This window comes from Pseudobacter sp., assembly GCF_051955275.1.
Lineage (GTDB): Bacteria > Bacteroidota > Bacteroidia > Chitinophagales > Chitinophagaceae > Pseudobacter.
This window is the reverse complement of the sequence record NZ_JBQCGW010000230.1, coordinates 1-26,210: the sequence shown is the minus strand read 5'-3', so window position 1 is coordinate 26,210 and position 26,210 is coordinate 1. Positions and strand designations below refer to the sequence as shown.

General features: G+C 48.6%; 27 protein-coding genes. 10 read left to right on the top strand and 17 right to left on the bottom strand.

Annotation, left to right across the window (positions count from 1 at the left end):
- Positions 1 to 35: 35 nt before the first annotated feature.
- The 6 genes from ACTHMC_RS20180 to ACTHMC_RS20155 form a co-directional block, all read right to left on the bottom strand.
- A complete protein-coding gene (locus tag ACTHMC_RS20180; protein ID WP_440415849.1) occupies positions 36 to 716 on the bottom strand; it encodes a lipoprotein signal peptidase in 681 nt (226 codons plus the stop codon).
- Between the two features lie 124 nt (positions 717 to 840).
- The gene (locus ACTHMC_RS20175) at positions 841 to 3,321 is read right to left on the bottom strand and encodes a bifunctional UDP-N-acetylmuramoyl-tripeptide:D-alanyl-D-alanine ligase/alanine racemase (RefSeq protein WP_440415848.1); all 2,481 of its coding nucleotides are present in this window, start codon (positions 3,319 to 3,321) and stop codon (positions 841 to 843) included.
- Positions 3,321 to 4,322: a TerC/Alx family metal homeostasis membrane protein gene (locus ACTHMC_RS20170; protein ID WP_440415847.1), complete on the bottom strand. Its 1,002-nt coding sequence runs from the start codon at positions 4,320 to 4,322 to the stop codon at positions 3,321 to 3,323. The genes ACTHMC_RS20175 and ACTHMC_RS20170 overlap by 1 nt, the downstream gene beginning before the upstream one ends.
- A gap of 45 nt (positions 4,323 to 4,367) precedes the next feature.
- Entirely contained in the window at positions 4,368 to 6,065 is a 1,698-nt protein-coding gene (gldG, locus tag ACTHMC_RS20165) for a gliding motility-associated ABC transporter substrate-binding protein GldG (protein WP_440415846.1), read from the bottom strand.
- A 20-nt stretch (positions 6,066 to 6,085) separates the two neighbouring features.
- The gene (gldF, locus tag ACTHMC_RS20160; RefSeq protein ID WP_440415845.1) at positions 6,086 to 6,808 is read right to left on the bottom strand and encodes a gliding motility-associated ABC transporter permease subunit GldF; all 723 of its coding nucleotides are present in this window, start codon (positions 6,806 to 6,808) and stop codon (positions 6,086 to 6,088) included.
- Positions 6,809 to 7,076: 268 nt separating this feature from the next.
- A complete protein-coding gene (locus ACTHMC_RS20155) occupies positions 7,077 to 8,207 on the bottom strand; it encodes a cysteine desulfurase family protein (RefSeq protein WP_440415844.1) in 1,131 nt (376 codons plus the stop codon).
- A 77-nt stretch (positions 8,208 to 8,284) separates the two neighbouring features.
- Here ACTHMC_RS20155 and mce point away from each other — a divergent pair, with 77 nt between their 5' ends.
- On the top strand, positions 8,285 to 8,683 hold the full coding sequence (mce, locus tag ACTHMC_RS20150) for a methylmalonyl-CoA epimerase (RefSeq protein WP_440415843.1): 399 nt from the start codon (positions 8,285 to 8,287) through the stop codon (positions 8,681 to 8,683).
- Positions 8,684 to 8,887: 204 nt separating this feature from the next.
- Here the strand turns inward: mce and rnc are convergent, their stop codons facing one another.
- The 3 genes from rnc to ACTHMC_RS20135 form a co-directional block, all read right to left on the bottom strand.
- Positions 8,888 to 9,619 (bottom strand): ribonuclease III, encoded by a 732-nt coding sequence (gene rnc, locus ACTHMC_RS20145; protein ID WP_440415842.1) that lies wholly within the window; start codon positions 9,617 to 9,619, stop codon positions 8,888 to 8,890.
- Positions 9,620 to 9,723: 104 nt separating this feature from the next.
- Positions 9,724 to 10,977, bottom strand: a complete 1,254-nt coding sequence (gene fabF / locus ACTHMC_RS20140; RefSeq protein ID WP_440415841.1) for a beta-ketoacyl-ACP synthase II — start codon at positions 10,975 to 10,977, stop codon at positions 9,724 to 9,726.
- A gap of 109 nt (positions 10,978 to 11,086) precedes the next feature.
- Positions 11,087 to 11,323 (bottom strand): acyl carrier protein, encoded by a 237-nt coding sequence (locus ACTHMC_RS20135; protein WP_038103191.1) that lies wholly within the window; start codon positions 11,321 to 11,323, stop codon positions 11,087 to 11,089.
- A 278-nt stretch (positions 11,324 to 11,601) separates the two neighbouring features.
- On the opposite strand from ACTHMC_RS20135, the gene ACTHMC_RS20130 reads away from it, so the two are divergent.
- Positions 11,602 to 12,033 (top strand): GNAT family N-acetyltransferase, encoded by a 432-nt coding sequence (locus ACTHMC_RS20130; protein WP_440415838.1) that lies wholly within the window; start codon positions 11,602 to 11,604, stop codon positions 12,031 to 12,033.
- Positions 12,034 to 12,035: 2 nt separating this feature from the next.
- On the opposite strand, the gene ACTHMC_RS20125 is transcribed toward ACTHMC_RS20130, so the two are convergent.
- Entirely contained in the window at positions 12,036 to 12,416 is a 381-nt protein-coding gene (locus ACTHMC_RS20125) for a DUF4870 domain-containing protein (RefSeq protein WP_440415837.1), read from the bottom strand.
- A gap of 63 nt (positions 12,417 to 12,479) precedes the next feature.
- Here ACTHMC_RS20125 and ACTHMC_RS20120 point away from each other — a divergent pair, with 63 nt between their 5' ends.
- Positions 12,480 to 13,409, top strand: a complete 930-nt coding sequence (locus ACTHMC_RS20120) for a tetratricopeptide repeat protein (protein ID WP_440415836.1) — start codon at positions 12,480 to 12,482, stop codon at positions 13,407 to 13,409.
- 167 nt (positions 13,410 to 13,576) lie between these two features.
- Here the strand turns inward: ACTHMC_RS20120 and mfd are convergent, their stop codons facing one another.
- Positions 13,577 to 17,014, bottom strand: coding sequence for a transcription-repair coupling factor (mfd, locus tag ACTHMC_RS20115; RefSeq protein WP_440415835.1), 3,438 nt, complete (start codon positions 17,012 to 17,014; stop codon positions 13,577 to 13,579).
- Between the two features lie 110 nt (positions 17,015 to 17,124).
- On the opposite strand from mfd, the gene ACTHMC_RS20110 reads away from it, so the two are divergent.
- Positions 17,125 to 17,886 carry a ferredoxin--NADP reductase gene (locus ACTHMC_RS20110; protein WP_440415833.1) on the top strand — a complete coding sequence of 254 codons (762 nt, stop codon included), beginning with the start codon at positions 17,125 to 17,127 and terminating at the stop codon, positions 17,884 to 17,886.
- A 99-nt stretch (positions 17,887 to 17,985) separates the two neighbouring features.
- On the opposite strand, the gene ACTHMC_RS20105 is transcribed toward ACTHMC_RS20110, so the two are convergent.
- Together ACTHMC_RS20105 and ACTHMC_RS20100 are read right to left on the bottom strand one after the other, a co-directional pair.
- Entirely contained in the window at positions 17,986 to 18,273 is a 288-nt protein-coding gene (locus tag ACTHMC_RS20105; protein WP_440415832.1) for a hypothetical protein, read from the bottom strand.
- Between the two features lie 201 nt (positions 18,274 to 18,474).
- Positions 18,475 to 19,914 (bottom strand): glycine--tRNA ligase, encoded by a 1,440-nt coding sequence (locus ACTHMC_RS20100; protein ID WP_440415831.1) that lies wholly within the window; start codon positions 19,912 to 19,914, stop codon positions 18,475 to 18,477.
- A gap of 85 nt (positions 19,915 to 19,999) precedes the next feature.
- Here ACTHMC_RS20100 and ACTHMC_RS20095 point away from each other — a divergent pair, with 85 nt between their 5' ends.
- A complete protein-coding gene (locus ACTHMC_RS20095) occupies positions 20,000 to 20,182 on the top strand; it encodes a hypothetical protein (RefSeq protein ID WP_440415829.1) in 183 nt (60 codons plus the stop codon).
- A gap of 3 nt (positions 20,183 to 20,185) precedes the next feature.
- The gene (locus tag ACTHMC_RS20090) at positions 20,186 to 20,503 is read left to right on the top strand and encodes a hypothetical protein (RefSeq protein WP_440415828.1); all 318 of its coding nucleotides are present in this window, start codon (positions 20,186 to 20,188) and stop codon (positions 20,501 to 20,503) included.
- Here the strand turns inward: ACTHMC_RS20090 and ACTHMC_RS20085 are convergent, their stop codons facing one another.
- Complete coding sequence (locus tag ACTHMC_RS20085; protein ID WP_440415827.1) at positions 20,504 to 20,836, bottom strand: nucleotide pyrophosphohydrolase; 333 nt, start codon at positions 20,834 to 20,836, stop codon at positions 20,504 to 20,506.
- Positions 20,837 to 20,845: 9 nt separating this feature from the next.
- On the bottom strand, positions 20,846 to 21,298 hold the full coding sequence (dtd, locus tag ACTHMC_RS20080) for a D-aminoacyl-tRNA deacylase (RefSeq protein ID WP_440415825.1): 453 nt from the start codon (positions 21,296 to 21,298) through the stop codon (positions 20,846 to 20,848).
- Positions 21,299 to 21,326: 28 nt separating this feature from the next.
- Between dtd and arfB the strand changes: the two genes are divergently transcribed.
- The 3 genes from arfB to ACTHMC_RS20065 are packed head-to-tail and all read left to right on the top strand — an operon-like array spanning position 21,327 to position 23,598.
- Positions 21,327 to 21,734, top strand: a complete 408-nt coding sequence (gene arfB, locus ACTHMC_RS20075) for an alternative ribosome rescue aminoacyl-tRNA hydrolase ArfB (RefSeq protein WP_440415823.1) — start codon at positions 21,327 to 21,329, stop codon at positions 21,732 to 21,734.
- 17 nt (positions 21,735 to 21,751) lie between these two features.
- On the top strand, positions 21,752 to 22,555 hold the full coding sequence (locus tag ACTHMC_RS20070) for an MbnP family protein (protein WP_440415821.1): 804 nt from the start codon (positions 21,752 to 21,754) through the stop codon (positions 22,553 to 22,555).
- Positions 22,556 to 22,557: 2 nt separating this feature from the next.
- Positions 22,558 to 23,598, top strand: a complete 1,041-nt coding sequence (locus ACTHMC_RS20065; protein ID WP_440415819.1) for a cytochrome-c peroxidase — start codon at positions 22,558 to 22,560, stop codon at positions 23,596 to 23,598.
- 9 nt (positions 23,599 to 23,607) lie between these two features.
- On the opposite strand, the gene ACTHMC_RS20060 is transcribed toward ACTHMC_RS20065, so the two are convergent.
- The gene (locus tag ACTHMC_RS20060; protein WP_440415817.1) at positions 23,608 to 24,177 is read right to left on the bottom strand and encodes a hypothetical protein; all 570 of its coding nucleotides are present in this window, start codon (positions 24,175 to 24,177) and stop codon (positions 23,608 to 23,610) included.
- Positions 24,178 to 24,426: 249 nt separating this feature from the next.
- Between ACTHMC_RS20060 and ACTHMC_RS20055 the strand changes: the two genes are divergently transcribed.
- Positions 24,427 to 25,065 carry an NADPH-dependent F420 reductase gene (locus ACTHMC_RS20055; protein WP_440415815.1) on the top strand — a complete coding sequence of 213 codons (639 nt, stop codon included), beginning with the start codon at positions 24,427 to 24,429 and terminating at the stop codon, positions 25,063 to 25,065.
- A 3-nt stretch (positions 25,066 to 25,068) separates the two neighbouring features.
- Here ACTHMC_RS20055 and ACTHMC_RS20050 read toward each other — a convergent pair whose 3' ends face one another.
- On the bottom strand, positions 25,069 to 26,193 hold the full coding sequence (locus ACTHMC_RS20050) for a TIGR03364 family FAD-dependent oxidoreductase (protein ID WP_440415813.1): 1,125 nt from the start codon (positions 26,191 to 26,193) through the stop codon (positions 25,069 to 25,071).
- Between the last annotated feature and the right edge of the window lie 17 nt (positions 26,194 to 26,210).

Here is a 26,210-nt window from a genome sequence, read left to right as displayed (position 1 = left end):
GGCTACCCTTTTTTAATATCTGAAGTTGAAACTTATTAAGAGATCTGAACGGTATCGTTTGGTTTCACCGGATCCAGCAGGCTGGATTGTTCACTCTCAGGGCTCTTTTTGAAGAACCTGCGTTGGAACAACAGTATCACAATCACTCCTACTGAAATGGAAGCGTCCGCAATATTGAAGATGGGTGAAAAGAATGTGAAGGTATCGCCGCCCCAGAAAGGCACCCAGCTGGGCATCGTTTTATTTTCGATAATGGGAACATAAAGCATGTCAACCACTTTACCATGCAGGAAACTTGCGTAACCGCCACCGGGAGGGAAGAGCACTGCGTTAGGCAGGCCGTCCGCACTGGCAGAGAAGATCAACCCGTAGAACATGGAATCGATAAGGTTACCAAGCGCCCCGGCAAAGATCATGGCCACACAGATGATGAAACCACGATGGTATTTCCTGCGCACGATATTCCTGATATAAAATACACCGAAGATCACAGCCACCAGCCTGAAGAGTGTGAGGGCAATCTTTCCGAACTCACCACCGAATTTCCATCCCCATGCCATGCCTTCATTTTCGATAAAGAAGAGGCGGAACCAATCGCCGAGTAAATAGATCTGTCCGTTCCAACCGTAAGTCATGCTGGTCTTCACCCAGAACTTCAGGGCCTGGTCTATCAATATGATCGCAAGGATCGTAATAACTACAGTTCTGATCTTCACTGTACTAGATTTTTTAGGAAATCAAAGATAATAGTTATCAGTCGGAGTTCCCAGTGCAAAAGCACATCCTGGCTGTCGATTTAAGGAGAAAAAGTTTTGTTAAAAGGCAATTCCTTCAGATTGGTCAATCCTGGAAGTACACTCTTTTGACCCTTTGCGAAATGCCGGTGAGGACCTGGTAAGGAATGGTTTGCGCCCAATGCGCCACCTGTTCAACAGGCAATTGCTTGCCGAAGAGCACCACTTCGTCTCCCACCGTCACCTGCGGGATATCTGTGATATCGATCATGGTCATGTCCATACACACGATCCCCATCACGGGCGCCAGGTGACCGTTCACCCACATCTTGCCCACGCCATTGCTGAGACTGCGCGGGTATCCGTCTGCATACCCGATCCGCACTGTTGCGATGGTTGTTCTGCGGGTAACCACACCTTTGCGTCCGTAACTGACTGTTTCTCCCTCTTCCAGGTGTTTGATCTGTGCGATGGTACTCTTGAGCGTGCTCACTTCCTGGAGACTGAGGCGATGGGTATTGCCGCTATCGATCCCGTACAGACCGATGCCCAGCCGGACCATATCAAGCTGCAGTTCCGGATGACGCCCGATACCCGCCGTATTGGAAATATGCCTGATGAAAGGGTATGGCAGGATCTGTTGCAACTGGCTCACCATTCCGTAATAGCGACTGGCCTGTAGTTTCGTATAGGCGTCCTGTTGAGGATCTTCGCTGGCAGCCAGATGACTGAATACGCTCTGCACCTTGAAGAGCCCGCTCCTTAAGGTTTCCAGCAGCACCGGCAGTTGATTCTCTGCAAACCCAAGCCTGTTCATGCCCGTTTCCAGTTCAATATGAACAGGGTACTGGCTGATGCCCTCGCGTTTGAGATAAGCTTCAAAGGCATGCAGCAGTTCCGGAGCATAGAGATCCGGTTCAAGATTGTACTGCACCAGTACATCGAAAGTAGAGGGATCCACATTCATTACCATCACCGGCAGGTTGATACCGCCCTTGCGCAGTTCAACTCCTTCATCGGTGTAGGCCACTGCCAGGTAATCGATCTTATGGAACTGCAATACATTCGCCACTTCAAAACTGCCGCTGCCATAGGAAAAAGCTTTCACCATGGCCATGAGCTTTGTTTCCGGACGAAGCAACTGCTGATATTGTTTGAGATTATGTCCCACTGCATTGAGATCTATTTCCAGTACTGTCTGGTGCACTTTCTGCTCCAGCAGCCTGCTGATCTCTTCCAGTTCAAAAACACGGGCGCCTTTGAGCAAGATGGTCTCATCGCGGAAAGGGATATGGCTGAATTCCTTTTTGAAAGCGTCAACTGTGGGATAGAATAACAGGTCGCTGATCCCGGCCGACTGAAATGCGGCAATATGATGATGAATGATTTCACCAATACCGATGAGCCTGTTCACTGTCCGTTGCTGCATGGCATTGGCCACTTCAGCATACAATTCATTTTCGCTGCGGCCGCTCTCGGGAATATCTGTGAGTATTACGGTTCTTTTTGGGTGCTGTGCCTGCTGTTGCAGAAAATCCAGTGCAATGGTGAAAGAGCTGAGATCAGCACTGTAACTGTCATTGATCACAGTACAGTTGTTGATGCCCGTTTTCATTTCCAGCCGCATGGAAACTCCGGTGAGCAGCAACAGCTGTTCCTGCACTTTCTGCATGTTCTGCTTCAGCAACAGCGCCGTGCACCAGCAATGCATGGCATTCTCGACACTGGCATCATCAGTGAAAGGGATCACTATCCGTTGTGCATCCTCACCGTAGGCAGCTGTAATGATCGTATTGTGAGCAGTCTTTTCAATAGCCGTGATCCGGAGCTGGCCTGAATGCCTCCCGCCCCATCCGAAGGTATGGATACCACCTGCAGCAGTCAGCTGTTGCACGGCTTCTTCTACCAGTGGCAGGTCGTTCCGGTAAATGAGGCTGCTAACGTTATCGAACAAACGCAATTTTTCCTTTAATTTTTCTTTCATACTGGCAAATCCTTCGCTATGCGCCTCGCCAATATTGGTAAGGATGCCAATGGTAGGGCGGATGATCTTTTCCAGCTTTTCCATTTCTCCTTTTCCCGAGATACCGGCTTCAAAAATGGCAAGCTCATTAGATTCATTCATGGGCCATACGCTCAGTGGCACACCGATCTGCGAATTGTAGCTCTTGGGACTGCGGATAATGGCAAACTGTTGATCCAGCACCTGGTTGAGCCATTCCTTCACAATGGTTTTACCATTGCTGCCCGTAATACCGATCACCGGAATATTGAAACGGCTGCGATGGTAAGCGGCCAGCATCTGCAAGGCTTGCAGTGTGTCTGTTACCAGCAGGAAATTGGCATCAGGATAACGGGAGAGGTCCTGCTGGTCACTCACCACAAAATTGCGGACACCCTTATGATAGAGATAATCGATGAAAGTATGTCCATCCCTTCGCGGTCCGCGCAGCGCAAAAAAAAGCGATGTCTTTGGAAAGATGAGCCTGCGGCTGTCTGTCAATAGCTGTTCTATCCGGTCATTCCTGCGTTCCTGTAGTACAGTGCCCTGGATGACCGAAGCAATATGATCGATAAAGTATTGCATCAGTGGAGGTCCTTATCAGGTGTATGTTCTTGCAGCATTTCTTTCTCTTCTTCCCTCGCCAGTTTTCTTCTGGCCACTGAAATGGAGTATACGATGCTGACCGTAACGCTCATTACAATTACCAGCAGTGAGATAACGATGGGAACATGGATATCGAACCAGGTCACCAGCATTTTCACACCAATAAAAATGAGTACGAAAGCGATGCCCTGCTGCAGGTGCGAGAACTTGCTGGAAGCGCCTTTCAGCAAAAAGAAGAGGGAGCGCAAACCAAGTACGGCAAAAATATTTGAAGTATAGATCACCAGGTGGTCCTGGGAAATGGCGAATACAGCCGGGATAGAATCCACAGCAAAGATGATATCGGTGGTGGCCAGCATGATCACCACTACAAAAAGACTGGTGTAATATTTCTTTCCATTGATGCGCATGGTCCATTTACCATCTCCATCGAGCGGCGTGATGGGCAGCGCACGTTTGATTAGCTTGTATACCCGGTTGTTTTCGAGATCAGCCTCTTCATCATGCTTTGCTGTGAACAGCGTGAAGCCGGTATATACCAGGATGCCACCGAAAATATAGAGGATCCACTGGAACCTTTGCACCAGTTCAATACCAACGGTGATAAAGGCAACACGGAATATGATGGCCATGAGGATACCGATCAGCAGTACCCGCGCATAGAATTTATCCTTTACGCCAAAGAAATTGAAGATGAGAATGAACACGAAGATATTATCGATACTGAGGCTCCACTCCATCAGGTAAGCACTGAGGTACTGGAGGGATTTTTCCCTTCCTTCCTCCACCCACATGAATGCGAAAAAACCTAAAGCCAGGGAAACCCAGAAGATCGTTTGGAACAGCGCCTTACGGAGCGTGATATGCGTATTCTTCTTACTCAGTAATCCGAGGTCGAAAACCAGTGCTACAACAATTACTATTCCGAATACAAGATAGGTGAGCTGATCCGTGGTCATGTAATAGATTAATGGTTGCAAAGATAAGTAGTTGACCGATAGGTCCCGAGTCCCCTACCCCTGATCTTACTGGTATTTCTTTTTGCGCAATGCCTGGCCAATCACCCCGAAAAGCAGTACCAGCAGTACCGGTCCGGCTATATTGATGATCTGCCAGAAGGTTTTGCTGTCCTCCACCGCGGCGGGGTCGAGCTGCCTCAGTTCGTAACTCTTGCTGCGTGTATCCAGGATGCCGCTGGGGTTCACCAGGTACTCTATACTGTTCAGCAGGAATTCCCTGTTGGCATACTGGTAATTGGTGAACTGGTTGTATCCCATTGGAAGCGGGCCTTCCTTTTGCGTGAATACATTGGACACAATATCGCCGTCCGCCACTACTATCATTTTGCTCTCTTCAGCAGTGGCCGCACGGAAAGGCTGTTTGTAAAGACCAGCCATGGTGTCCATCAGCGACTGTGAAAGACGGTTGGTGTATAAAGAAGTGAACCTTCCTTCCAGCAACATGGCAACAGGAATATGCTGACGGTTGAAGCTCTTCTGATCATCCTCCGTTTTCAGACTGTTCAGCGAAACGATGGCCGGCGTTACCAGCGTACGCGAATTGGCGGAACTGGCCAGCAGTACAGTTTTGCGGATCCCCGGCGCCTTCACCGTATCCATTGAATTTGGGAAGATGCTGAGCACCCGGTCCATATTCCCTGAAACGGGATTGTTATTGTATGCATTGAGCAGCGGAAAATAAGGCCAGAGCTGGAGATCCATCTGCGGCTTGTCGCCATAATTACCAACTACCATCGGTAACTGATCCGCCTGCAGGTCCTGTACCAGGTCTCCATTGATCCGTACACCATATTTGAAGAGGAGATCGTCGAGGTTGAGATCACGGTCAAATGCCACAAAGTCTGATTGCCTGCGCATCAAACTATCCATCTCCGCATAGAGTTTATCGATCAGCCAGATCACTTTCCCCCCCTGCATCACATACTGATCCAGTTTCAGTTTCTGTTCATCGGTAAAAGGAATGGCAGGCTTCACCACCAGCAGTGCATTGAAATCAGAAGGGATGAACTTCACACTGTCGATAGGCACAAAACCGAAACCGTATGAGGGTTTCAGCGTTCTCTCGATGAGGTCATATACATTATAACTGAGCGGCTCACCGTTACCAACGAGGTAGCCGATATTGGGCACCTTTTCAGTGGTGAGCTTCTGAATGGCATGTGCGAACTTGTATTCCAGCAATGCTTCTGCATTGTTGAGACTCTGAATTCCTCCGGTCATATCCTGCCCCTGCAACAGATCCACCGCAATTGTCCTGCCATCATAGCTGAGCAGTGCGCCCGGAAAAAGATAACGTTGCTCTTCTGCTTCACCCGCCTTTGCACGCACGCGTACATTGGTTGGGCGGAGCCCTAGCTTCATCAGTGAGTCAGTAGAGATCTCACCGGCCATTGCCTGTGCAACAGGTTTCTCAAAACTGAACTGGATATTAGTAGTGGAAAGCGCTTTGAATTCCTGCAGCATTTCCCGGGTGCTGTTGGCCAGTTTTTTGAAACCGGCAGGCATTTCGCCATCCAGGAAAACTGTGATGGTCACTCGGTCACCCAGCCCCTTTATGAGTTGTTTGGTAGCATTGGAAAGGGTATATCTTTTTTCCTGTGTGAGGTCTGTACGCACAGGAACGAATGAGGCAATATAATTAATGGCCACCACCCCCAGGATGCAGGCGAGCCACCAGTATTTTGATTGTAGGATCTTTTTCATAGTCGTTGTTCAGGGTCTGCTTAACGCTTCAACAGGTTTCGGGTTGTACAAACAAGGAAGAAGGCAATCACGCTCAGGAAGTAAATGATATCCCGGCTGTCGATCACCCCCCTGCTGATACTGCGGTAATGGAAATCGATACCGAGCATTTCCACATAATAATCTGCGCCGGCTTCCAGGGCAGGGATGCGGCTGATGGCATTGAAGCCACTGTAAAGGATAAAGCAGAAGAAGGCACCGCTGATAAATGCAACTACGGCATTGCTGGTGAAGCTGCTGCAGAAGAGGCCGATTGCAACAAATACAGCTGATAAAAATATGAGCCCGATATAAGCACCAATGGTTCCTCCGCGGTCAATTCCACCCACAGCGGAGAGCTGCTGCACACTGATCACATATATAATGGTTGGAATTAATGCGATGAGCACCACGCCGGATGCGCCGGCATATTTTCCAAGCACCAGTTTCCAGCGGCTCAGTGGTTTGGTCTGTAAAATCTCGTAAGTGCCTGCTTTGAACTCATCTGAAAGGCTGCGCATGGTGATGGCAGGGATCAGAAGGAGGAGTATCCAGGGAGCTAATTCAAAAAATTTGTCAAGTGTAGCGTAACCAAAATCAAGGATATTAGTGTCCGGGAAGACGAAAAGGAACAATCCGTTGAGTAAGAGGAATACCACTATAGCGATATATCCCGTGAGGCTACTGAAAAACTGCCGAAACTCTTTTTTGCATACGGGCCACATGTTACGAAAATAAGGGATTCTAAGTATAAATTAAGAAAAGATGAAATTGTTTGCGCGGCGAATGAGCTATTTGCTTATATTCGTTACCCCACTTGAAAAGTAGATAAACATTATCCGATATATTACAAGAGTTTTATTTGTAACTGTATAACCAAAACCTGCTGCAAGCGAAAACCCTCCCAACGGAGGGTTTTTCTATTTCTACAAACGCAGTTGAAGCTGCGGTTGGTATGTTATTCTTTTGCTTTTTGCAGGGCTTCTTAAAAAATCATTTCAGTTTATTGAGTACATAGTCTATTTCTTCGGCGGTGGTGAAGCGGCCGAGGCTGAAGCGGATGGAGCCGAAGGCGAGCTCGTCCGAGAGGCCCATGGCTTTGAGCACGTAGCTGGGCTCCATGAGCGCAGACGTGCAGGCGGAGCCGCTGCTGACAGCAAGGTCTTTGCTGAAAGTGCGCATCAGGGTGCCACTGTTGGTGTTGAAGAATGAGAGGTTGGAAGTGTTGGGAAGACGATGCTGCTGAGAGCCGTTGCGTTGAGCTTTTTCTGATTGCAGCAGGAAAGTTTCGAGATGGTGGCGGAGATGGAGTATGCGCGCGGTATCTGCATCCATTTCGGAGAGGGCTATGGCTGCTGCTTTGCCGAGGCCAACGATGCCGGGCACGTTGAGTGTGCCGCTGCGGATGCCTTTCTCGTGACCGCCGCCATCCAGCTGAGGCCTGAGTTTTACGCGGGGCGATTTTCTTCTTACATAGATAGCGCCGGCTCCTTTCGGCCCATAGAATTTATGGGCAGACAGGGATAAGAGATCGATATCATCTTTTATTACATCTACAGGAATCTTGCCTACGGCCTGGGTGGCATCGGAAAAGAAGATCACGTTGTGCTTCTTTGCAATGGCGCCGATCTCCTGCACAGGTTGCAGTACGCCGGTTTCATTATTGGCGTACATGATGGCAATGAGAATGGTATCGTGGCGGATAGCTGCTTCAAGTTCCATGGTGCTGATCAGTCCTTCCTTGTTGACAGGAAGGTAAGTGATCTGCGCACCGTTGTTTTTTTCGAGGGCCTTGCAGGTATCCAGCACAGCCTTGTGCTCAGTGGCGGCCGTGATGATATGATTGCCCTTGCCTGCATACATGCTGAAAACACCTTTGATAGCGAGGTTCACACTTTCGGTAGCGCCGGACGTGAAATGTATTTCACCAGGTTCTGCATTGATAAGGAGGGCCACCTGCTCGCGCGCTACCTGCACGGCTTCTGCGGCCTGCCAGCCGAAAGCATGCGTGGTGCTGGCGGCATTGCCGAACTGCCTGGTGAAGAAAGGCAGCATCGTGTCCACCACACGCGGGTCGCAGGGCGTGGTAGCATTGTAATCGAGATATACAGGTAGTGAGAGCATGTTTGAATAAATATCAACCGGTGCAGCCAAAAATAGTTCAAATGCCGGTATTTTTAGGCCCGCAAAAACTTATGACCATGTTGAAAGTTGAACATATCGGTATCGCCGTGAAAAACCTGGCCGCTTCAGTTCCCCTCTTTGAAAAACTGCTGAACACAGAGTGCTACAAAACTGAAGAAGTGGATGGAGAGAAAGTGAATACCGCGTTCTTCCGCCAGGGGGAAACTAAAATTGAATTACTGGAGAGCACCTCGGAAGATGGCGTGATCGCCAGGTTCATTGAAAAGAAAGGAGAAGGCATCCATCATATCGCTTTTGAGGTGCAGGATATAGAGGCCGAGATGAAAAGACTGCAGGGTGAAGGCTTTGTGCTGTTGAACGAGCAACCCAAACAAGGCGCTGATAATAAGCTGGTTTGCTTTCTGCATCCCAAACACACCAATGGCGTGCTGGTAGAATTATGCATGGAAAAATAAAAAACAGTTGTACCTTATACCATCAATTACCCGTCTGAATCAACTGCCTGCTTACTTCTCAGCTCATTGTGGCCCCGGTCAACATTAAAAAACGATTGCCTATGCGACCTCCCAAAAGACTGAAGACATGGATCTGGCTTATGCTTGCCTTTGTATCCGTTTGTTTAAGGGGATAGTAAAATAAAAAGATGAGGGGCAGCAGGATCACTCGTCCTCTGCTTCTGCCTTATTCAACCCGAGTTTGTCGATCGCTATAGCAGCAGCGATCTGGCTGGCGTCTTTCTTATTGTAGGCCTTGCCTTCTGCCAGCAACTCCCCGTCCACCACGGCTCCGATAGTGAAGAGCCTGCGGCCGCCCTCGATCCGCTCATCGAGCGTCTCAAATTCGAGGTTCTTGCCATTCTTATTGGCCCAGCCGTACAATTTATTCTTGTGGTTGATCTCCAGGTTCTCGAGGTCTTCCATGTAGAGATGGGGAATGATGATGCATTCCAGTACCCACTTCTTGGTCTTCTCAAATCCTTTATCGAGGTAAATGGCTCCCACAACGGCTTCCAGCGTGTTGCCAAAGATCTGGCTCATCTTGAGGGAGTTGTCGAATTTATTATAGAAGGTGATCTTCTTGAGGCCCATTTTGATGGCGATCTCATTCAGTTTGTTCCTGTTCACCATCTTGCTGCGCATTTCGGTGAGGAACCCTTCTTCGCGATAGGGGTATTTTTTGAATAGATAGTCTGCCACGATGCCACTGAGAATGGCGTCGCCAAGGTATTCGAGTCTTTCGTTGTTCTCGTCAGCACTATCCCTTACAGATCTGTGTGTAAGGGCGGCCTGATACAAAGGAAGTTTTCCCGGAACGAATCCCAGTACATTACGAAGGTTCTTTTTGAAAGAAAGATCGTTCCCTTTGCCAAAAAATCGGTCCAGGAGTCCCACAATTGTTAAGCTACAAATTTTTCATTAAGCCAAAAAATCATTAATGGGTACGGGTGGTATGATTTCATTGGAACAGCAAACAGCGAACGAATACGTGCAAACGGTTATGCCGGGTATTTCTTCACGATCACACAGGCATTGTGCCCGCCAAACCCGAAGGTATTGGAGAGGGCTGCCCGCACTTTACGTTGCTGGGACTTTCCAAAGGTGAAATTCAGACGTGGGTCCAGTTCCGGGTCATCAGTAAAGTGATTGATGGTAGGCGGCACCACATCGTTCACCACGCTCATGATACAGGCAATTGCTTCCACAACCCCGGCGGCGCCGAGGCAGTGACCTGTCATGGACTTGGTAGAACTGATATTAAGGTTGTACGCGTGTTCGCCGAATACATCCACGATGGCTTTAACTTCGGCTACATCGCCCAGTGGTGTTGAAGTTCCGTGAGTATTGATATAATCAATATCAGTAGCTTTCATACCAGCATCATCCAGTGCAGCAAGCATCACATTCTTGGCTCCGAGCCCTTCCGGGTGGGGAGCTGTGATATGATGTGCATCAGCAGTGGCACCAGCTCCTGCGATTTCGCAGTAGATCTTTGCGCCACGTGCAAGTGCATGATCCAGGTCTTCCAGCACCAGTACACCAGCGCCTTCGCCCATTACAAAACCATCGCGGTCCTTATCATAAGGACGGCTCGCGGTCTTGGGATCATCATTGCGTTCACTCAGCGCCTTCATGGCGTTGAAACCACCCACACCAGCTTCGCGGATCACGCTCTCTGAACCTCCTGCCAAAATCACATCGGCCTTTCCCAACCTGATCAGGTTGAAGGCTTCCATGATTGCGTTGGTAGAAGATGCGCAAGCGCTCACCACGGCGAAGTTGGGGCCACGGAAACCGTGGCGCATGGAGATATGTCCTGCTGCAATATCAAGGATCATCTTCGGAATGAAGAACGGATTGAAACGAGGCGTACCATCGCCCTGCGCAAATGCAGTCACTTCTTCCTGGAAGGTGATCAGGCCACCAATGCCACTGGCAAATACAACACCAACGCGGTCTGCATTGATGCCCTCTGCCTTCAGCCCCGCATCATTCACAGCCTGATCACTTACTACCAGTGCTGTTTGTGTGAAACGGTCCAGTTTACGTGCTTCTTTCTTATCCAGAAATTCTAACGGATCAAAATTCTTGAGTTCACAAGCGAAACGGGTCTTGAACTTTGACGAATCGAATAATGTAATAGCGTCAGCACCGGAAACACCATTGATCAGGCCATTCCAGTACGCCTCTAAATTATTACCGATTGGCGTCAACGCACCAATACCCGTTACAACAACTCGTTTTAATTGCATAGGATCTATATTCCCGGGGGAGTTAAATTAAGTAACAAATCCGCTCCTGCGGCTACTGCCAGCTATTGAAGAGCGGATTTAATTTATTGCACCTGAAACAAGTTTCAGTTTACTTAGCATGTTCTTCTAAGTAAGCAATAGCCTGACCAACTGTTGTAATGGTTTCAGCTTGCTCATCAGGAATGGAAATGTTGAATTCTTTTTCAAATTCCATGATCAGTTCTACGGTGTCCAGAGAATCGGCACCCAAATCATTGGTGAAAGAAGCCTCATTGGTAACTTCTGCTTCTTCTACACCTAACTTATCAACAATAATCTTTTTTACTCTTGTTGCAATGTCTGACATTTTTGGAAAGTTTAGTTACGGCTGCAAAAATATAGATTTTGGGATTATCACAACAATTAGCTGGTTTTTAATTAATGCTGTGAATATTTTGTTCTTTCGCCGTTTTGTAGTACTATCCGGCTTTCCCTCATCCATCCCCTGCTTTAAACCGCGGCCGAAGATAATCTACCCAAATGAATCCTGCTTATATTCATTAATTTTATATACTTCAAATAGTCCCGGTAATTGGGTAAATCGCTAAATTGCAGACACCTGTATCACTTATTCAAACCTCAGGAATGGCTCTCAAGATCATCGACCACGGCTCATATGAATACCAGCAAATGGTGAACCTGCGCTTGGAAATCCTCCGCAAGCCGCTCGGACTCTCCTTTACGCCCGAAGAACTGGAAACTGAAAAAGAAGATATTCTCATCGCCGCTTTCGAAGAAGAAAAAATTTTAGGCTGCTGCATGCTCATAGAGTCTGATCCGCAGACCGTACGCCTGCGCCAGATGGCCGTTCTCAATAACCTCCAGGGTAAAGGCATCGGCCGCGCCCTCATGCAGTTTGCGGAAAACCTGGCCCGCGACCGTGGCTACACCCGTATGACCATGCATGCCCGCGCCTCAGCCACAGGCTTTTACGAGAAACTGGGCTATGAGATCAGCGGAGATCAGTTTGAAGAAGTGACCATCCCCCACTATATTATGGAGAAAGTGCTGTATTAGCACTATACCAGCCTTAAACTCAAAGGATAACGATACCATCTGCCCTCCGATGCCCGGATAGTGGCAATGATCACCAGTACTATATTGAGAATTCCTACCGCCCAGATCATCAGGATACCCACCAGGATGATCATCAGGATCGCTGAAACGATATACATTAAAATCACCGTGATCTGGAAATTCAGGCTCTCCCGGGCATGCCAGGCCACAAAAGAGGATTCATTCTTTTTTACCAGGAAGATCACCAGCGGGGCAATGAATCCAATCCCCGGAACTATCGAGAGGATATGCGCCAGGATGGCCATTGTTTTTTCTTCACTGGCAGGAGGTACAGGAGGCAGATCTGCTGTACCGTAAAAACTGTTTGTATCTTGCGTGTTCATGGCTTGAATTTGTTTAAAGAATTTAAATTATTAGTCGACCCCAGCCATGAATAATTACAGATTATGTTCAAACCCTTCCGGCTTACCTTGATGGCTGCCTGCACCATTTTCGCGATTCCTGCATTTGCATGCCTCAATGAGTATATACGCACAGAACCACCATTGAGAGCAGGCCAACTGCAACTGAAGTACCTGCTCCATATGCAGGATACGGCCAGGCCCTACTGGTCACACGGCTTCCATGACCAGGAAAGCAGGTACCGGGAAGATCTGACCCTGACCACAGATATAAACAAACTTGACTGGAAAACGCGTTCCGATTATGCAGTGAACCAACTCAGGACAGGCGATCAAAAAACAGCACTCGCCATCCTTGAAGACCTCTACCGGTCACACCCAACCGAATATAATATCATCGCCAACCTGGGCACCGCCTACGAGCTCACCGGCAACAAAACCAAAGCTCTCGAGTTCCTCAGAAAAGCAGTAGCCATCAATCCCCGCTCCCACTATGAATCAGAGTGGATCCATATCCGCCTCCTGGAGCAGGAAATTTCCGGCACACCGGATTATAAAAAGATCATCAACCTCGGCGTGGGCAGTTTCCCGGAATGGCTCATCGATAAAACATATAAATTTCCCCGCAATGCAGACTCGCTTAAATTGCAGATCGCATTTCAGTTGCACGAACGCATCGGTTTCATTGCCCCTCCCAATAAAGCTATCGGACAACTGGTGACGGACTTTGCAGACATCGTTGCAAAAACCGATTCACTGGGTGCAGCTAAAGAATTTTACCAGTTTGCACTTTCATATGATTCAACGCTGAAAGACACCGTAGCGGCCCGCATCCGGGGTGTGGAATCTTCTCAGAAAGAAGTAAAGGATACTTTCAGGTGGGCCACTGTTGTTTGGGCCATCCCATTGGTGGCATTGCTGATGATCTTCTTTGCCTGGTTGAAAAGTATGAGGAATCAGAAGAAGAATTCATAATTATCGGAGAGCAGTCGCTCGCGTCCCCGCGAGTGACGTTTATTCCGTCGCCTCCGGCGACACGGTGTTCGCCAGAGGCGGACAAATAGAAGTAACTCGCGGGGACGCGAGCTACTGGGCACACACTTTTTATTTGGGAACACGCATTTTATCTGGGAACACGCTTACTATTTCACAGCAGCCGACTCCGCAGTTACAAACTCCTTCATGCGTTGCAGAAAGGCTACCAGCTTGTGCATACTCTTGATATCCGTTACGATCAGCAGGAAGGACCTGTCAGTTTGTTTCAGCCTGGCATTGTTCACCTGCGTTTGCACAAACATGAGGATCTGCTGGAATACAGGAGATTCAAAATAAGGTGAATCAGGCTTGTTCACAAAGTAACAGCGCAGTGTTTCATCCTTCAACGTCATCTTCTCAAAACCAAGTCCCAGGCCTAATCTGCGTGCCCTTACCGTTTCAAAGAGATCATCTACCTGTGGCGGCACCGGGCCAAAACGGTCGGTGAGCTCCTGGTGGAATTCCTGCAAGGCTTCCTCATCCTCGCAGTTGTCGAGGCGTGTGTACAGCGTAAGCCGCTCGGTGATGCTCTCCACGTAGGTATCGGGGATCAGTATCTCCAGGTCTGTATCGATGGTGCAATCCTGCACATAATCTTCCTGCTTGTCTATCTCCTCTTTGAAGAGCGCGCGGAACTCAGTCCGCTTCAGTTCCTTGATGGCTTCATCCAGGATCTTCTGATACATCTCAAAACCGATCTCCGCCATAAAACCACTCTGCTCACCACCCAGCATATTACCGGCGCCACGGATATCCAGGTCGCGCATGGCAATCTGGAAGCCGCTGCCCAGTTCACTGTGCTGTTCCAGCGTTTGCAGGCGCTTGCGCGAATCAGCTGGCAGCGTGCTCATAGGTGGCGCCAGCAGGTAACAGAATGCCTTGCGGTTACTGCGGCCTACCCGGCCACGCAGCTGGTGCAGATCGCTCAGTCCGAAGTGATGCGCATTATTGATAATGATGGTATTCACGTTCGGAATATCCACCCCGCTCTCCACGATATTCGTACAGATCAGCACATCGTATTTCTTATTGATGAAGTCAAGGATCTTTTCTTCCAGTTCATTGCCTTCGAGCTGACCATGGGCGAAGCCGATGCTCAGATCAGGACAAAGCGCCTGCAATCTCAGCTTCATTTCGTTCAGCCCCTGGATCCGGTTGTGGATGAAGAATACCTGTCCGCCACGCTCCGTTTCAAAATAGATGGCATCGCGGATCATATCATCATTGAATACCGCCACTTCCGTTTGTATCGGCTGCCTGTTTGGCGGCGGTGTATTGATGATACTGAGGTCCCGGGCGCCCATCAGGCTGAATTGCAGGGTTCTTGGGATAGGCGTTGCCGTTAGGGTTAAACAGTCCACATTGGTTCGCAGCGTCTTGATCTTTTCTTTATGCGCCACCCCGAATTTCTGCTCTTCATCTATTACCAGCAGGCCGAGGTCTTTGAACTTCACTTCCTTGCCCAGTACGGCGTGTGTGCCGATAATGATATCTATCTTGCCCTCTTCGAGCTTCTTGTAGGTTTCCTTCTTTTCTTTGGCGCTCTTGAAACGGTTCACGAAATCGATGGTCACCGGGAAGTCTTTGAGACGCTCACTGAATGTTTTAAAATGCTGGTACGCCAGAATGGTGGTGGGCACCAGTATGGCAGCCTGCTTGCCATCCACACAGGTTTTGAATGCTGCGCGGATCGCGATCTCCGTTTTGCCGAATCCCACATCACCGCAAACGAGGCGGTCCATAGGAGATGGCTGCTCCATATCTTTTTTCACATCGGCTGTAGCCTTGCTCTGGTCCGGCGTATCCTCATAAATGAAGCTGGCTTCCAGCTCAGTTTGCATATAATTATCAGGCATATGCTGAAACCCTTGCTGCGCCTTTCTTTGCGCGTATAATTTGATAAGATCGAAGGCGATCTCTTTTACTTTCGTTTTTGTTTTTTCCTTCAGGCGGTTCCAGGCATCGCTGCCCAGTTTGTTCACTTTGGGAACCGATCCTTCCTTGCCGGTATACTTGGAGATCTTGTGCAGGGAGTTGATGTTCACATACAGGATATCGCTGTCCTTGTAAATGATACGGACGGCTTCCTGCAGCCTGCCATTGCTTTCTATCTTCTGCAGGCCGCTGTATACGCCTACGCCATGATCGATATGCGTAACATAATCGCCGGGCTGTAACTCGCGCAGAGTGCGGAGTGTAAGGGCTTTGTTCTTGTTGTAAGCCTGCTTGACCTTGTATTTATGGTAACGCTGGAAGATCTGGTGATCTGTATAACAGACCAGCTTCAGGTCTTCATCGATGAAACCTTCATGAATGGAAGTAGGCACCGGCGTGAAGGGGATCTCCGCTTTGAGGTCCTCGAAGATACTGTACAAACGCTCCAGCTGGCGCGGATTCTCAGCAAAGAGAAAGAGCCCGAAATTCTTTGTACCCCATGATTTGAGATCACGGATGAGCAGATCGAACTGCCTGTTGAATGCCGGCTGGGCCTTTGTGTTGAATTGTATATCTACCGGGATATCGTGTTCACCGCCTTCAGGGAAATCCCTGCCATGGCCGAATGTAACGATATGTCTTCCCTGAAGTTGTTTTTCGATACGGAGTGCCGGAACGAAATCTTCCGTTTTCACATCCGTTTTTTCCATCCGGGTATCTTCATCTCCGGAGGCATCGCGCGCTTTCTGCGTGGGCGTAACGGTGGTGAGGAAGAGGCTGAGGTCTTCCTCCTGGATGATCAGCCTTTCTTTGGTGAAGGTCCAGTCCTGCATCCATACCACGGTATTCTCCGGCAGGAAGTCGAACAGGGAGATCTTCTCCGATGAATCGAACTGTGTGTCCACATTGGGAATGATGGTCACCTGCAGCAGCTTGCGTTCGCTGAGCTGTGTTTCCGGATCGAAGATGCGGATGGAGTCCACATCATTGCCGAAAAGCTCCACCCGGTAAGGTTTTTCATTACCGAACGAGTAGATGTCCAGGATGCCGCCACGCAGTGCGAACTGTCCGGGCTCATACACAAAGTCCGTACGGTCGAACCCATAACCAACCAGCTGGTCCATCAGTGCCTGAAGATCCAGTGTGTCGCCGGATTTGAGGTAGATGATATTACCGGACAAAGTATTCGGCAATACAACTTTTTCAAAGAGGGCTTCGGGATAGGTGATCAGCATGCCTGCCCTGCCCTGCGATTGTGCAGCAAAACGCGTGAGCGCTTCTGTGCGCAGCATAACGTGGGAGGGATTGAGCAGACGGAAATTCTTCCTGTTCTTGAATGAAGAAGGGAAGAAGTAAATATTGAGTGCATTGGTCAGGTTCTCCAGTGAGTTGTGGAGGTAGGCCGCTTTTTCGGCATCTTCACAAACCACCAGGTGATTGAGCTGACTGGAAGAGGGATTCTGAAAGAGGGTGCTGATCACAAAGCTGGCGGCACTGCCGCGGAGGCTTTCACAATGGATACGCTGAGGCCGGGCAAAAGAGAACTTGTCCGCCAATTGAAAAAGGCGGGGGTCTTTTTTATACGCTTCGAGCAACGACTGCAAATTCATAACTGCGGATGCAAAGGTAAGCAAATGGAATGGATAGCACAAGCCGGTTATGCGGCTGGCCGTGGCGGAAATCCGCCCGGGAATTTGTATATTTAAGAAAATACGATTGCATGGTACAGCCCTGGCGAACCGGTAAGGTCATCCGCATTGTGAATGAAAACAACAATACGCGTCGCTTCTGGATCCAGGTTCCGGAGCTGGCCTCCTTTGATTTTGAGCCGGGGCAGTTTGTAACCCTGGACCTTCCCATTCACGAAAAGCCCAATAAACGCTGGCGTTCCTACTCCATTGCCAGCTGGCCTGATGGCAGCAATGTTTTTGAATTGCTGATCGTGCTGCTGGATGGCGGCGCAGGCACCACCTGGATCTTCAATGAGGTGAAAGAGGGCTCAGCGCTTGTTTTCCGCGGGCCGCAGGGCGTATTCACATTGCCGGACCCCATCGAAAGGGATATTTTCTTCATCTGTACAGGCACAGGGATAGCGCCTTTCAGGAGCATGTGTCATCACCTGAAACTGCACCAGGTGCCGCATCAGCGCCTATACCTGCTGTTTGGTTGCCGTAAGTTCGGCGATACATTATATGAACAGGAAATGAGAGAACTGGAGAAAGAGCTTCCTTCTTTCCAATATATGCCTACCTATTCCCGCGAAGAGCCGGGGAACAGTCATTGCACCGGTTATGTGCATACGATCTATGAAGAGATCTGTAATAATAACAAAACTCCTGATCCGGAAATGATCGGCAATCCGGCCGTGAAGCCAGCCTGGTTTTATCTATGCGGTTGGAAAAATATGATTGATGAGGCCAAACAAAGGATCCAGTTGTTGGGATACGACCGGAAATCCATTCATCAGGAGTTATACGGTTGATCCACTGCGATACCGGGAAGGATATCGTCTTATTTGAATATTTCAATAAGTGGATGGTCCGCTTTCAATCAAGGTTTTGCAGGGAGGGGTCGATGCGGATCAGGAATGCTTCTGAACACTGCTGGCCTGGGAAGCAACTCTTTTTGCTTCTGAAGGCTTTTCATCTTTTTGAGCAGACAAGGGAATAACAGGAATGGACAGGCTTTTTAATTTCTTTTCCAGGTCCACCTTTTCCTTTTGCAGATTCAGGATTTCAGCATGATTTGCTACCATTTCGGTTTCAAGAGTGAATACTTTTCTCTTGTGATTGGCCAGTTCCCGCGAACGGACGATCCAACCAAGGAAAAAAGTAAAAGCCAATGCACCACCCAGCAAAAATAAATTCACAGGTATTGTAATTAACATCATCATATGTTAAGCTTTTAGCGTGTAGAACCACAGTTCTTACCACTAATCTTTAAATAAAACGGCCTTAACCGGGAATTATTGGTTCCCATAGGATGAAATAGTCCAAGTTTCTGTGTCGGTTGGGCGAGAATGAACTGTCAGGCGTGGTGTTTATTGCAACGATAGGCGGTTCAAATGTACTTATAAAATTTGTTTTTCAATCAATTCTTTTATTTTATTTATAGCAATCCGCTCCTGTTGCATGGTATCCCTGTAACGGATAGTAACTGTTTGATCTTCTTTGGTTTGATGATCAACGGTTACACAGAAAGGAGTGCCAATCGCATCCTGCCTGCGGTAACGTTTACCAATAGCGTCTTTTTCTTCGTAAAAGCAGCGGAAGGAGCCTTTACACTCGTCCATGATCTCACGGGCTATTTCCGGTAATCCATCCTTTTTTGTCAGTGGCAATATGGCCAGTTTGATAGGCGCCAGTTTGGGGGCAAACCGTAAAACTACGCGGCTATCCTGTTTTTCCGGGGTGCTGAGGTCTTCTTCCGTGTAGGCATTGCTCATCACCATCAGGAAACAACGGTCAAGACCGATGGAGGTTTCAATCACATATGGAATATAATTCTGATTGATCTCCGGATCGAAATATTGCATTTTCTTCTTGCTGAACTCCTGGTGACGCCCCAGATCATAATCAGTTCTTGAGTGGATACCTTCTACTTCTTTGAATCCGATAGGGAATTCAAACTCAATATCACAAGCTGCATCCGCATAAAATGCCAGTTTCACGTGATCGTGGAACCGATATTTATCAGCAGGGATACCCAGGCTCTTATGCCATTCCATGCGGGTTTCCTTCCATTTCTCATACCACTCTTTTTGTGTGCCGGGGCGAACAAAGAACTGCATTTCCATTTGCTCGAACTCGCGCATACGGAAGATGAACTGCCTTGCCACAATTTCATTACGGAATGCTTTTCCGATCTGGGCAATTCCAAAAGGCACCTTCATTCTGCCCGTTTTCTGCACGTTCAGGAAGTTCACGAAAATACCCTGTGCTGTTTCAGGACGCAGATAGATCTCACTGGCTTCATCAGTAACACTTCCCAGTTGTGTGGAGAACATCAGGTTGAACTGACGGACATCCGTCCAATTGGAAGTACCGCTAACTCCACACTTTATCTTATGATCTTCAATGAGTTTTTTCAGGCCTTCAAAATTATCAGCCGCCAGTAATGCGTTCATATCATCTAACAATGACTTCGCATCACCAGGTTTTCCGGCTTTCTCCAGCTCGTCGGCATATGCCTCCAGCAGGTGGTCCACACGGTATCTCTTCTTGCTGTCTTTGTTATCGATCATCGGGTCACTGAAATTGTCCACGTGACCGGAGGCCTTCCAGGTGGTAGGATGCATAAAGATGGCAGCATCGATCCCAACAATGTTCTCATGCATCTGCACCATGCTCTTCCACCAGTAGTCCTTGATATTCTTCTTCAATTCACTACCCCACTGGCCGTAGTCATATACGGCACTGAGCCCGTCATAGATCTCACTTGACTGGAATACAAATCCATACTCTTTACAATGTGAAATGATTGCCTGAAAACGATTATTGTCTGTTGCCATAGCCGGCAAAGATAATGTCTTTACCTTTTCACAGGACTTGCATTTTCCATCTTCCGGAACTAAATTTGGATCAAATCCCGGACCTATGAATAAACCGACGGCAATAGCCTTCCTTACAATTCTGGTTTCCCTCTATTTTATCATCAGCGGCCTCATCAAAATGAGCAAATACCCGAGCGGCACTTTCCTGCACAGCTTCGGTATCCTGCTATTACTGGCAGGGGTAGCCGGAACGGTTTGGAAAATGGCCGAAATCAGGAAAAAATAGCATATGAACCAGGAAGAACTGGAAAGATACATCCGTAAAAAGATCAGGTCCGGCTACCCGGCAGGTGAGTTGGAAAACGAGCTACTCCAAAAAGGTATTCCACCGGAACAGATCAGATCAGTAATGGACCGGCCAGCCAATTCCTGGTCATCCTCTTCATTCAGGAAGGAAGTGATTATCATGGAAACTGTCTCTGCCCTCCTGTTTTTAGGGCTCAAAGTGTTTTCAGACATCGATACCGAAACACTGATCATCGGATTCCTTTGCATGGCACTGATACTTCCCATGATATCCCGGGGACTGACCAGCCGCAAACAATGATCATTTCAGTTTTTCGTTATTCTTATGCCTGTCCGCATCCCGGATATTTTTTTTCACGAAGTTCTTTTCAAGCGCTTCCGTCAGGTTCACGCCGGTCTGGTTGGCCAGGCAGATCAGCACCCAGAGCACATCGGCCATTTCATCGGCCAGGTCCTTCTGCTTGTCCGACTCCTTGAAACTCTGGTCGCCATATTTGCGGGCCATGATGCGGGCCAGCTCGCCCACTTCCTCCGTGAGGATGGCCATATTGGTTAGCTCGCTGAAATAACGCACGCCTACGGTTTTGATCCAGTGATCAACCTGGTCCTGGGCCTGTTGTAAAGTGATATCCATCAGTTTTGATTATTCTTTGTTCTTTGAATCGATTATGATAGTAACGGGACCGTCATTCACCAGGGCCACTTTCATGTCGGCCCCAAACTCACCGGTACCGATGGGTTTGCCCAGTTCCGCTTCCAGCGCGGCTATCAGCTGCTCATATAGCGGCACTGCCACCGTAGGTTTACTGGCCCTGATATACGAGGGCCTGTTGCCCTTTTTTGTACTGGCATGCAGGGTGAACTGGCTGACCAGGAGCAGCTCGCCGCCCGTATCCCGGAGGCTTACATTCATCACCCCCTCCGCATCATTGAAAATGCGCAGCTGCACTATTTTGGCAGCCAGCCACTCAATATCCTCCCCCGTATCGGCATCTTCAATTCCTGCCAGCACCAGCAAACCCTTCCCGATGGACGCACGTATACTATTATCGATGGTAACAGAAGCTTCCGTTACCCTTTGGATCACTACCCGCATAGCCGTTTTTTAATTTTATCTTTATGGAATGAAGATAGAGGTTTCAAAAGAAATGCAGTTCAAGACCGCCCGTAGCGGAGGCAAAGGCGGCCAGAATGTGAACAAGGTGGAAACTATGGTGGAAGGATATTTCCATATCGGCAACTCCCTGATCCTGACCGGGGAACAAAAAGAGATTTTGATCAAAAAACTGGCCACCAAACTAAATCCGGAAGGGTTTTTGCAGATCAGGAGCCAGGTCCACCGGTCGCAGCTCGATAATAAACAGGAAGTGATCAGGAAAATGAATGCGTTACTGGAAAAGGCATTGATAAAAGAGAAGAAAAGAATTGCTACCAAACCTTCTGCAGGGTCAAAAGCGAAAAGGCTGGAGACCAAGAAAAAAGCATCACAGCAGAAGTCGGACAGACGTAAGATCCGTCAGAACGATCTTTAACCCAAACCACCAAATCTATGAACCAGAAACCAAATCGCCTGCCCCTGAAAATGTATGTAACGGCACTCTTACTTTGTGCCCTGGCCTTCACCAGTTGCCAGAAAGATGTGAAGAATGAGCTCAAGGGCAGCGAAACCAATCTCACCATCCGCTTCAAACCAGTTGTACAATATGACTCCGTAAGAATGTTCTTCGATACCACTACCTATGCCAACAAATGGGGGGAGTCTTTTGTAGTGAAGAATTTCAAATTCTATGTACGCGCCCTCCGCGTTTCCAATACAGCCACCAACCAGGCATTTGAAATAGATGTTACCAAATACTTCCTGGTGGATTTCAGGGATTCCGCTTCCACGCTGGTAAAGATCGGCGCACTACCGGGAACCTATAACCGCTTGTCGTTCATCCTGGGCGTTGACAGCACGCACAATGTCAGCGGCGCGCAGACAGATGCACTGGATCCCACGCATGGCATGTTCTGGACCTGGACCACCGGTTATATTTTCGCGAAGCTGGAAGGAACCTCCCCTTCGTCCTCAGCAGCCGGCAAAATGTTCATGTACCATGTTGGAGGTTTTAAACAGGGCGAGGACGCCAACAAGGAAATACAGCTCTTCTTCCCATACAATACCGGCGTGACTGTTAGCAACGGCAAAAACACTATCATAGATGTAACTGCCGATGTGTACGACTGGTTCAACAGCCCACACGATATCAGAATATCACAACAACCCACATTGATGACACCAGGTGCAATGGCCTTGCAGATAGCCGACAACTACTCCAAGATGTTCACGGTAATGGGGGTCAAAATCGAATAAGCATGACCGTAAAATGGACCATACTGATTATATTATTTCTGGTAACGGGAGCAGTACTGGTTCAGGCATGCAAAAAATCCGGGGATGCGGGTGCGCAGGCAAACCCCATCAGTTTTGATATCCCTGCAGGATGGCCGGCACCCCATTATAATTTCTCCGGCAACCCGCTTACACAACAGGGCTTTGAGCTGGGCAGGAAACTGTTCTATGATGGCCGGCTTTCCAAAGACGGAAATTTCCCCTGTGCCAGCTGCCACCAGCAGTTTGCCGCTTTTTCCACTTTCGATCATCCGCTGAGCCATGGTTTCGGCGACCAGTTCACCACCCGTAATGCCCCGGGGCTTTATAATATTGCGTGGCAACCGCTGACTCACTGGGACGGCGGCATCGCTAACCTGGAAGTACAACCGCTGGCGCCACTCACAGCCCCCAATGAAATGGCTGAAGACCTCAATAATGTGCTGAGCAAACTAAAGGCCGACGGCAATTACCCTTCCCTCTTCAAAGCTGCCTTTGGAGATGAGAATATTACCAGCCAGCGAATGCTCTGGGCCCTCACCCAGTTTGTGGGAGCCATGATTTCAGCCGACTCAAAATATGACCGCGTAAAAAAAGGCGCTGCCAACTTTACGGCCGACGAACAGACCGGGTACGCGCTTTTCCAGAGCAAGTGCAGCAGTTGCCATACTGAGCCTCTGTTTACGGATAATAGCTTCCGGAATACCGGTATCCCCGTGGATCCGACCATCAAAGATTACGGGCGCATGCATATCACCCGTCAACCCGCCGACTCGCTCAGGTTCAAGGTTCCGAGCCTGCGGAATGTAGCTGTTACAGCCCCTTATGGCCACGACGGCCGCTTCCTGTCCATGTCACAGGTAATGGAACATTATAACAGCGGCGTACAGAATGGTCCCACCACAGACCCGCTGGTGAAAAACGGCATCCCACTGACCATCAATGATAAGTTCTACCTGCTGGCATTCCTGCGGACCCTTACGGATTCCACCTTCATCAAAGACAGCAGGTTCAGCCAGCCCTGATCAGGCAGATCAGTAATCCTGGATGCTTTTCAATTGCCCTTTAAGATTGTAGGAAAATTCAAACTTGTCGTACACATCCTTCGGTTGTACATAGATGTTGTAGCGGAGAGGATCTTCCGTAGGACCAAAGGTTTGCCCGTTGATGATCACTTCATTGATCTTCAATCCTGCCTTTGGCATATCCTTCGTCATTTTGTTCATGGTGGATTTGATCAGATCCGGTAAGATCTTCATCCCCGAAAGCGAGTCGAGCGTAAAGAAGTAAAGTCCATCGTGAAGCTCACTCATGGCAATGGCATTCAGTTGCACCCAGCTGGTATTTCTGAGTTGCCGAACCACCAGGCTGTCAGGATTCCCGTCAGCCAGTCCCGTGATAGTCAGCACCAGTCCGCTGGAATCATCATTGCGAAAATGGATATTTGCGTAACGTCCCTTGTTTCCAAACTGTAATTTCAACTGATAAACAATGGCATTGATACCGTTTTCGGTTTCAAAAGCCTCCAGCGCTGTATCCCTGCAGCCTGGCAAAAAAAATCCCGTAAATAGACATAGCAATGCGCCCGCGAACAATTCTCTCATCCTTTCGTTTAAGATTTGTGTAATAAATAAGCCAGAACCTTAACTCTTTTTATTACAATAGGAAGTGGGCTGAAAAAAGAATAGAACTTACGAAAGAAAGGAATAATTGTGCCAAACTACAGCGAATTTATTTTCGTAAAACGGAAATCTTTCAAAGTCTTGCTCCCGATCAAGTTCCAATTAAAAAACAGGATGATTATTCAAGTAAATTTGCATCATTCTCAATTACTCAAGTCAAGTCCGATATAAATGAATATAGGTATTATAGGTGCCGGCAGCGTGGGTAAAGTGCTGGCTAAAGGCTGGATAGATGCCGGCCATTCTGTAAAGATCAGCAGCCGCGACCCGATGAGCGAGAGCCTCTTCACCTGGAAAGAACAGATGGGTCCGGGTTGCCAGATCGCCACTTTTGACGAAGCCGCCTCCTTTGGTGAAGTGATAGTACTGGCCATCAACTGGAGCGGAGTGGAAACTGTGCTCAAACAGATCAGCAGCAGCGCGCTCCGGGATAAAGTGATTATCGACCTTTCCAATGCAGTGGAATTCAGTGAAACCCCGCAGCTGGCCCTCAAGGGAATTTCTGCAGGAGAATTGATCCAGCAATGGTTACCCGACAGCCGGGTGGTAAAAACCCTCAATATGGTGGGCTCCGCAACCATGGTAAATCCCTCCTTTTCGGAAGGTACTCCCGTGATGTATCTCTGTGGAAATAATGATCAGGCAAAATCAACAGTTGAGCAACTGCTGGCATCCATTGGCTGGCGCGATGTGATAGATCTGGGAGATATCAGCCGCAGCAGCCTGCTGGAATCCCTGATGCTCACATGCCTCATCAGTGAGATCAGACAACAGGAATTCGGCTCCGCCTTTGCTTTACTGAGAAAATAAGGGTCAGAGATCCTTTGTTATTGCTTCGGCCAGTCCGAATGAAAGTGTCATGCCTGCACCTCCAAGCCCGTTCACAACTATCACACCTGGCTCAGGACTGAAGCTCAGATCGGCCTGTCCGTCCGTTAATCTGGGGTAGATGCCATTCCAGGTTTCACTGATGGTCCAGTCTTTGAAACGCGCGAAAGTTTTCAGGTAATCAACGATCATCCGGTTGATGAACTCCTTATCAAAAGGATCATGCACAGAACCGTATTCATGCGAATCCCCCACTGTGAGCTCACCATAACCGTTCTGGCTTACCATTACATGAATACCCCAGTTGAGGTACTCAGCCATTTCCCGCTGATACCTTTCCTTGAGAACCGGCAGTGATGCCGCTGCCATAAAACTCTTATAATGTATGAGCGAAAGACCGCCGCAAAGCGCCGGCCCGATCCGCCAGGCGTCAGGCTGACTGCGGAACCGCATCATCTGGAGCTTGCAGCGCGTAAGCGGGTATTTTGAGAAAGCTTCAGGATAGAGCGTTTCAAAATCAGCTCCGCTGCAAACTGCAATCAGATCAGCTTCATGCTCCTCATCGTTCCCCACATATACTGTATTGTCTGAAACATAACTCACACATTTATTCCAGGAAAATTCCACTCCATACTTTTCGGCCAGCCATCCGGGTAATGCCGCAATAGCTTCACGGGGATCAACGATCAGCTCATCCGAACTGTGCAGCCCACCCAACAAACCATTTTCCACCACGGCCTCCGACATATTGGACACCTGTGAAGGCGTAAGCAACTGCACCGGTCTCTCTTTACGAAAACTCTCATACAATTCCTGCAGCACCTGCCATTCATCTGCATGATAGGCCAGGTGCAGACTGCCGGCCTGCTCATTCCAGAAAGCACCGGCACTACCAGCTTCCTTCCAGATCTCGCGGCTGCGCAATGCACGTTCATACAGGTGGCCAGGTTGCCCCACTGGCCATACCATTCCGAAATTGCGGATGGAAGCGCCTACTGCGCGGGAAGACCTTTCAAATACTCTTACACAGAAACCTTTTGCAGACAATGCCCGCGCCATGGCCAGGCCCACAATGCCTGCACCGATGACAATTGCAGATCTTGTTTTCATTGATCAGGAATTAGAAA

What these genes read in the sequence shown, in the direction of transcription:
- ACTHMC_RS20175 (WP_440415848.1), bottom strand. Translation starts at nt 3,321, where the DNA reads ATGCAATACTTTATCGATCATATTGCTTCGGTCATCCAGGGCACTGTA.
- gldG (WP_440415846.1), bottom strand. Translation starts at nt 6,065, where the DNA reads ATGAAAAAGATCCTACAATCAAAATACTGGTGGCTCGCCTGCATCCTG.
- gldF (WP_440415845.1), bottom strand. Translation starts at nt 6,808, where the DNA reads ATGTGGCCCGTATGCAAAAAAGAGTTTCGGCAGTTTTTCAGTAGCCTC.
- ACTHMC_RS20155 (WP_440415844.1), bottom strand. Translation starts at nt 8,207, where the DNA reads ATGCTCTCACTACCTGTATATCTCGATTACAATGCTACCACGCCCTGC.
- mce (WP_440415843.1), top strand. Translation starts at nt 8,285, where the DNA reads ATGTTGAAAGTTGAACATATCGGTATCGCCGTGAAAAACCTGGCCGCT.
- fabF (WP_440415841.1), bottom strand. Translation starts at nt 10,977, where the DNA reads ATGCAATTAAAACGAGTTGTTGTAACGGGTATTGGTGCGTTGACGCCA.
- ACTHMC_RS20135 (WP_038103191.1), bottom strand. Translation starts at nt 11,323, where the DNA reads ATGTCAGACATTGCAACAAGAGTAAAAAAGATTATTGTTGATAAGTTA.
- ACTHMC_RS20130 (WP_440415838.1), top strand. Translation starts at nt 11,602, where the DNA reads ATGGCTCTCAAGATCATCGACCACGGCTCATATGAATACCAGCAAATG.
- ACTHMC_RS20125 (WP_440415837.1), bottom strand. Translation starts at nt 12,416, where the DNA reads ATGAACACGCAAGATACAAACAGTTTTTACGGTACAGCAGATCTGCCT.
- ACTHMC_RS20120 (WP_440415836.1), top strand. Translation starts at nt 12,480, where the DNA reads ATGTTCAAACCCTTCCGGCTTACCTTGATGGCTGCCTGCACCATTTTC.
- mfd (WP_440415835.1), bottom strand. Translation starts at nt 17,014, where the DNA reads ATGAATTTGCAGTCGTTGCTCGAAGCGTATAAAAAAGACCCCCGCCTT.
- ACTHMC_RS20110 (WP_440415833.1), top strand. Translation starts at nt 17,125, where the DNA reads ATGGTACAGCCCTGGCGAACCGGTAAGGTCATCCGCATTGTGAATGAA.
- ACTHMC_RS20100 (WP_440415831.1), bottom strand. Translation starts at nt 19,914, where the DNA reads ATGGCAACAGACAATAATCGTTTTCAGGCAATCATTTCACATTGTAAA.
- ACTHMC_RS20095 (WP_440415829.1), top strand. Translation starts at nt 20,000, where the DNA reads ATGAATAAACCGACGGCAATAGCCTTCCTTACAATTCTGGTTTCCCTC.
- ACTHMC_RS20090 (WP_440415828.1), top strand. Translation starts at nt 20,186, where the DNA reads ATGAACCAGGAAGAACTGGAAAGATACATCCGTAAAAAGATCAGGTCC.
- ACTHMC_RS20085 (WP_440415827.1), bottom strand. Translation starts at nt 20,836, where the DNA reads ATGGATATCACTTTACAACAGGCCCAGGACCAGGTTGATCACTGGATC.
- dtd (WP_440415825.1), bottom strand. Translation starts at nt 21,298, where the DNA reads ATGCGGGTAGTGATCCAAAGGGTAACGGAAGCTTCTGTTACCATCGAT.
- arfB (WP_440415823.1), top strand. Translation starts at nt 21,327, where the DNA reads ATGAAGATAGAGGTTTCAAAAGAAATGCAGTTCAAGACCGCCCGTAGC.
- ACTHMC_RS20070 (WP_440415821.1), top strand. Translation starts at nt 21,752, where the DNA reads ATGAACCAGAAACCAAATCGCCTGCCCCTGAAAATGTATGTAACGGCA.
- ACTHMC_RS20065 (WP_440415819.1), top strand. Translation starts at nt 22,558, where the DNA reads ATGACCGTAAAATGGACCATACTGATTATATTATTTCTGGTAACGGGA.
- ACTHMC_RS20060 (WP_440415817.1), bottom strand. Translation starts at nt 24,177, where the DNA reads ATGAGAGAATTGTTCGCGGGCGCATTGCTATGTCTATTTACGGGATTT.
- ACTHMC_RS20055 (WP_440415815.1), top strand. Translation starts at nt 24,427, where the DNA reads ATGAATATAGGTATTATAGGTGCCGGCAGCGTGGGTAAAGTGCTGGCT.
- ACTHMC_RS20050 (WP_440415813.1), bottom strand. Translation starts at nt 26,193, where the DNA reads ATGAAAACAAGATCTGCAATTGTCATCGGTGCAGGCATTGTGGGCCTG.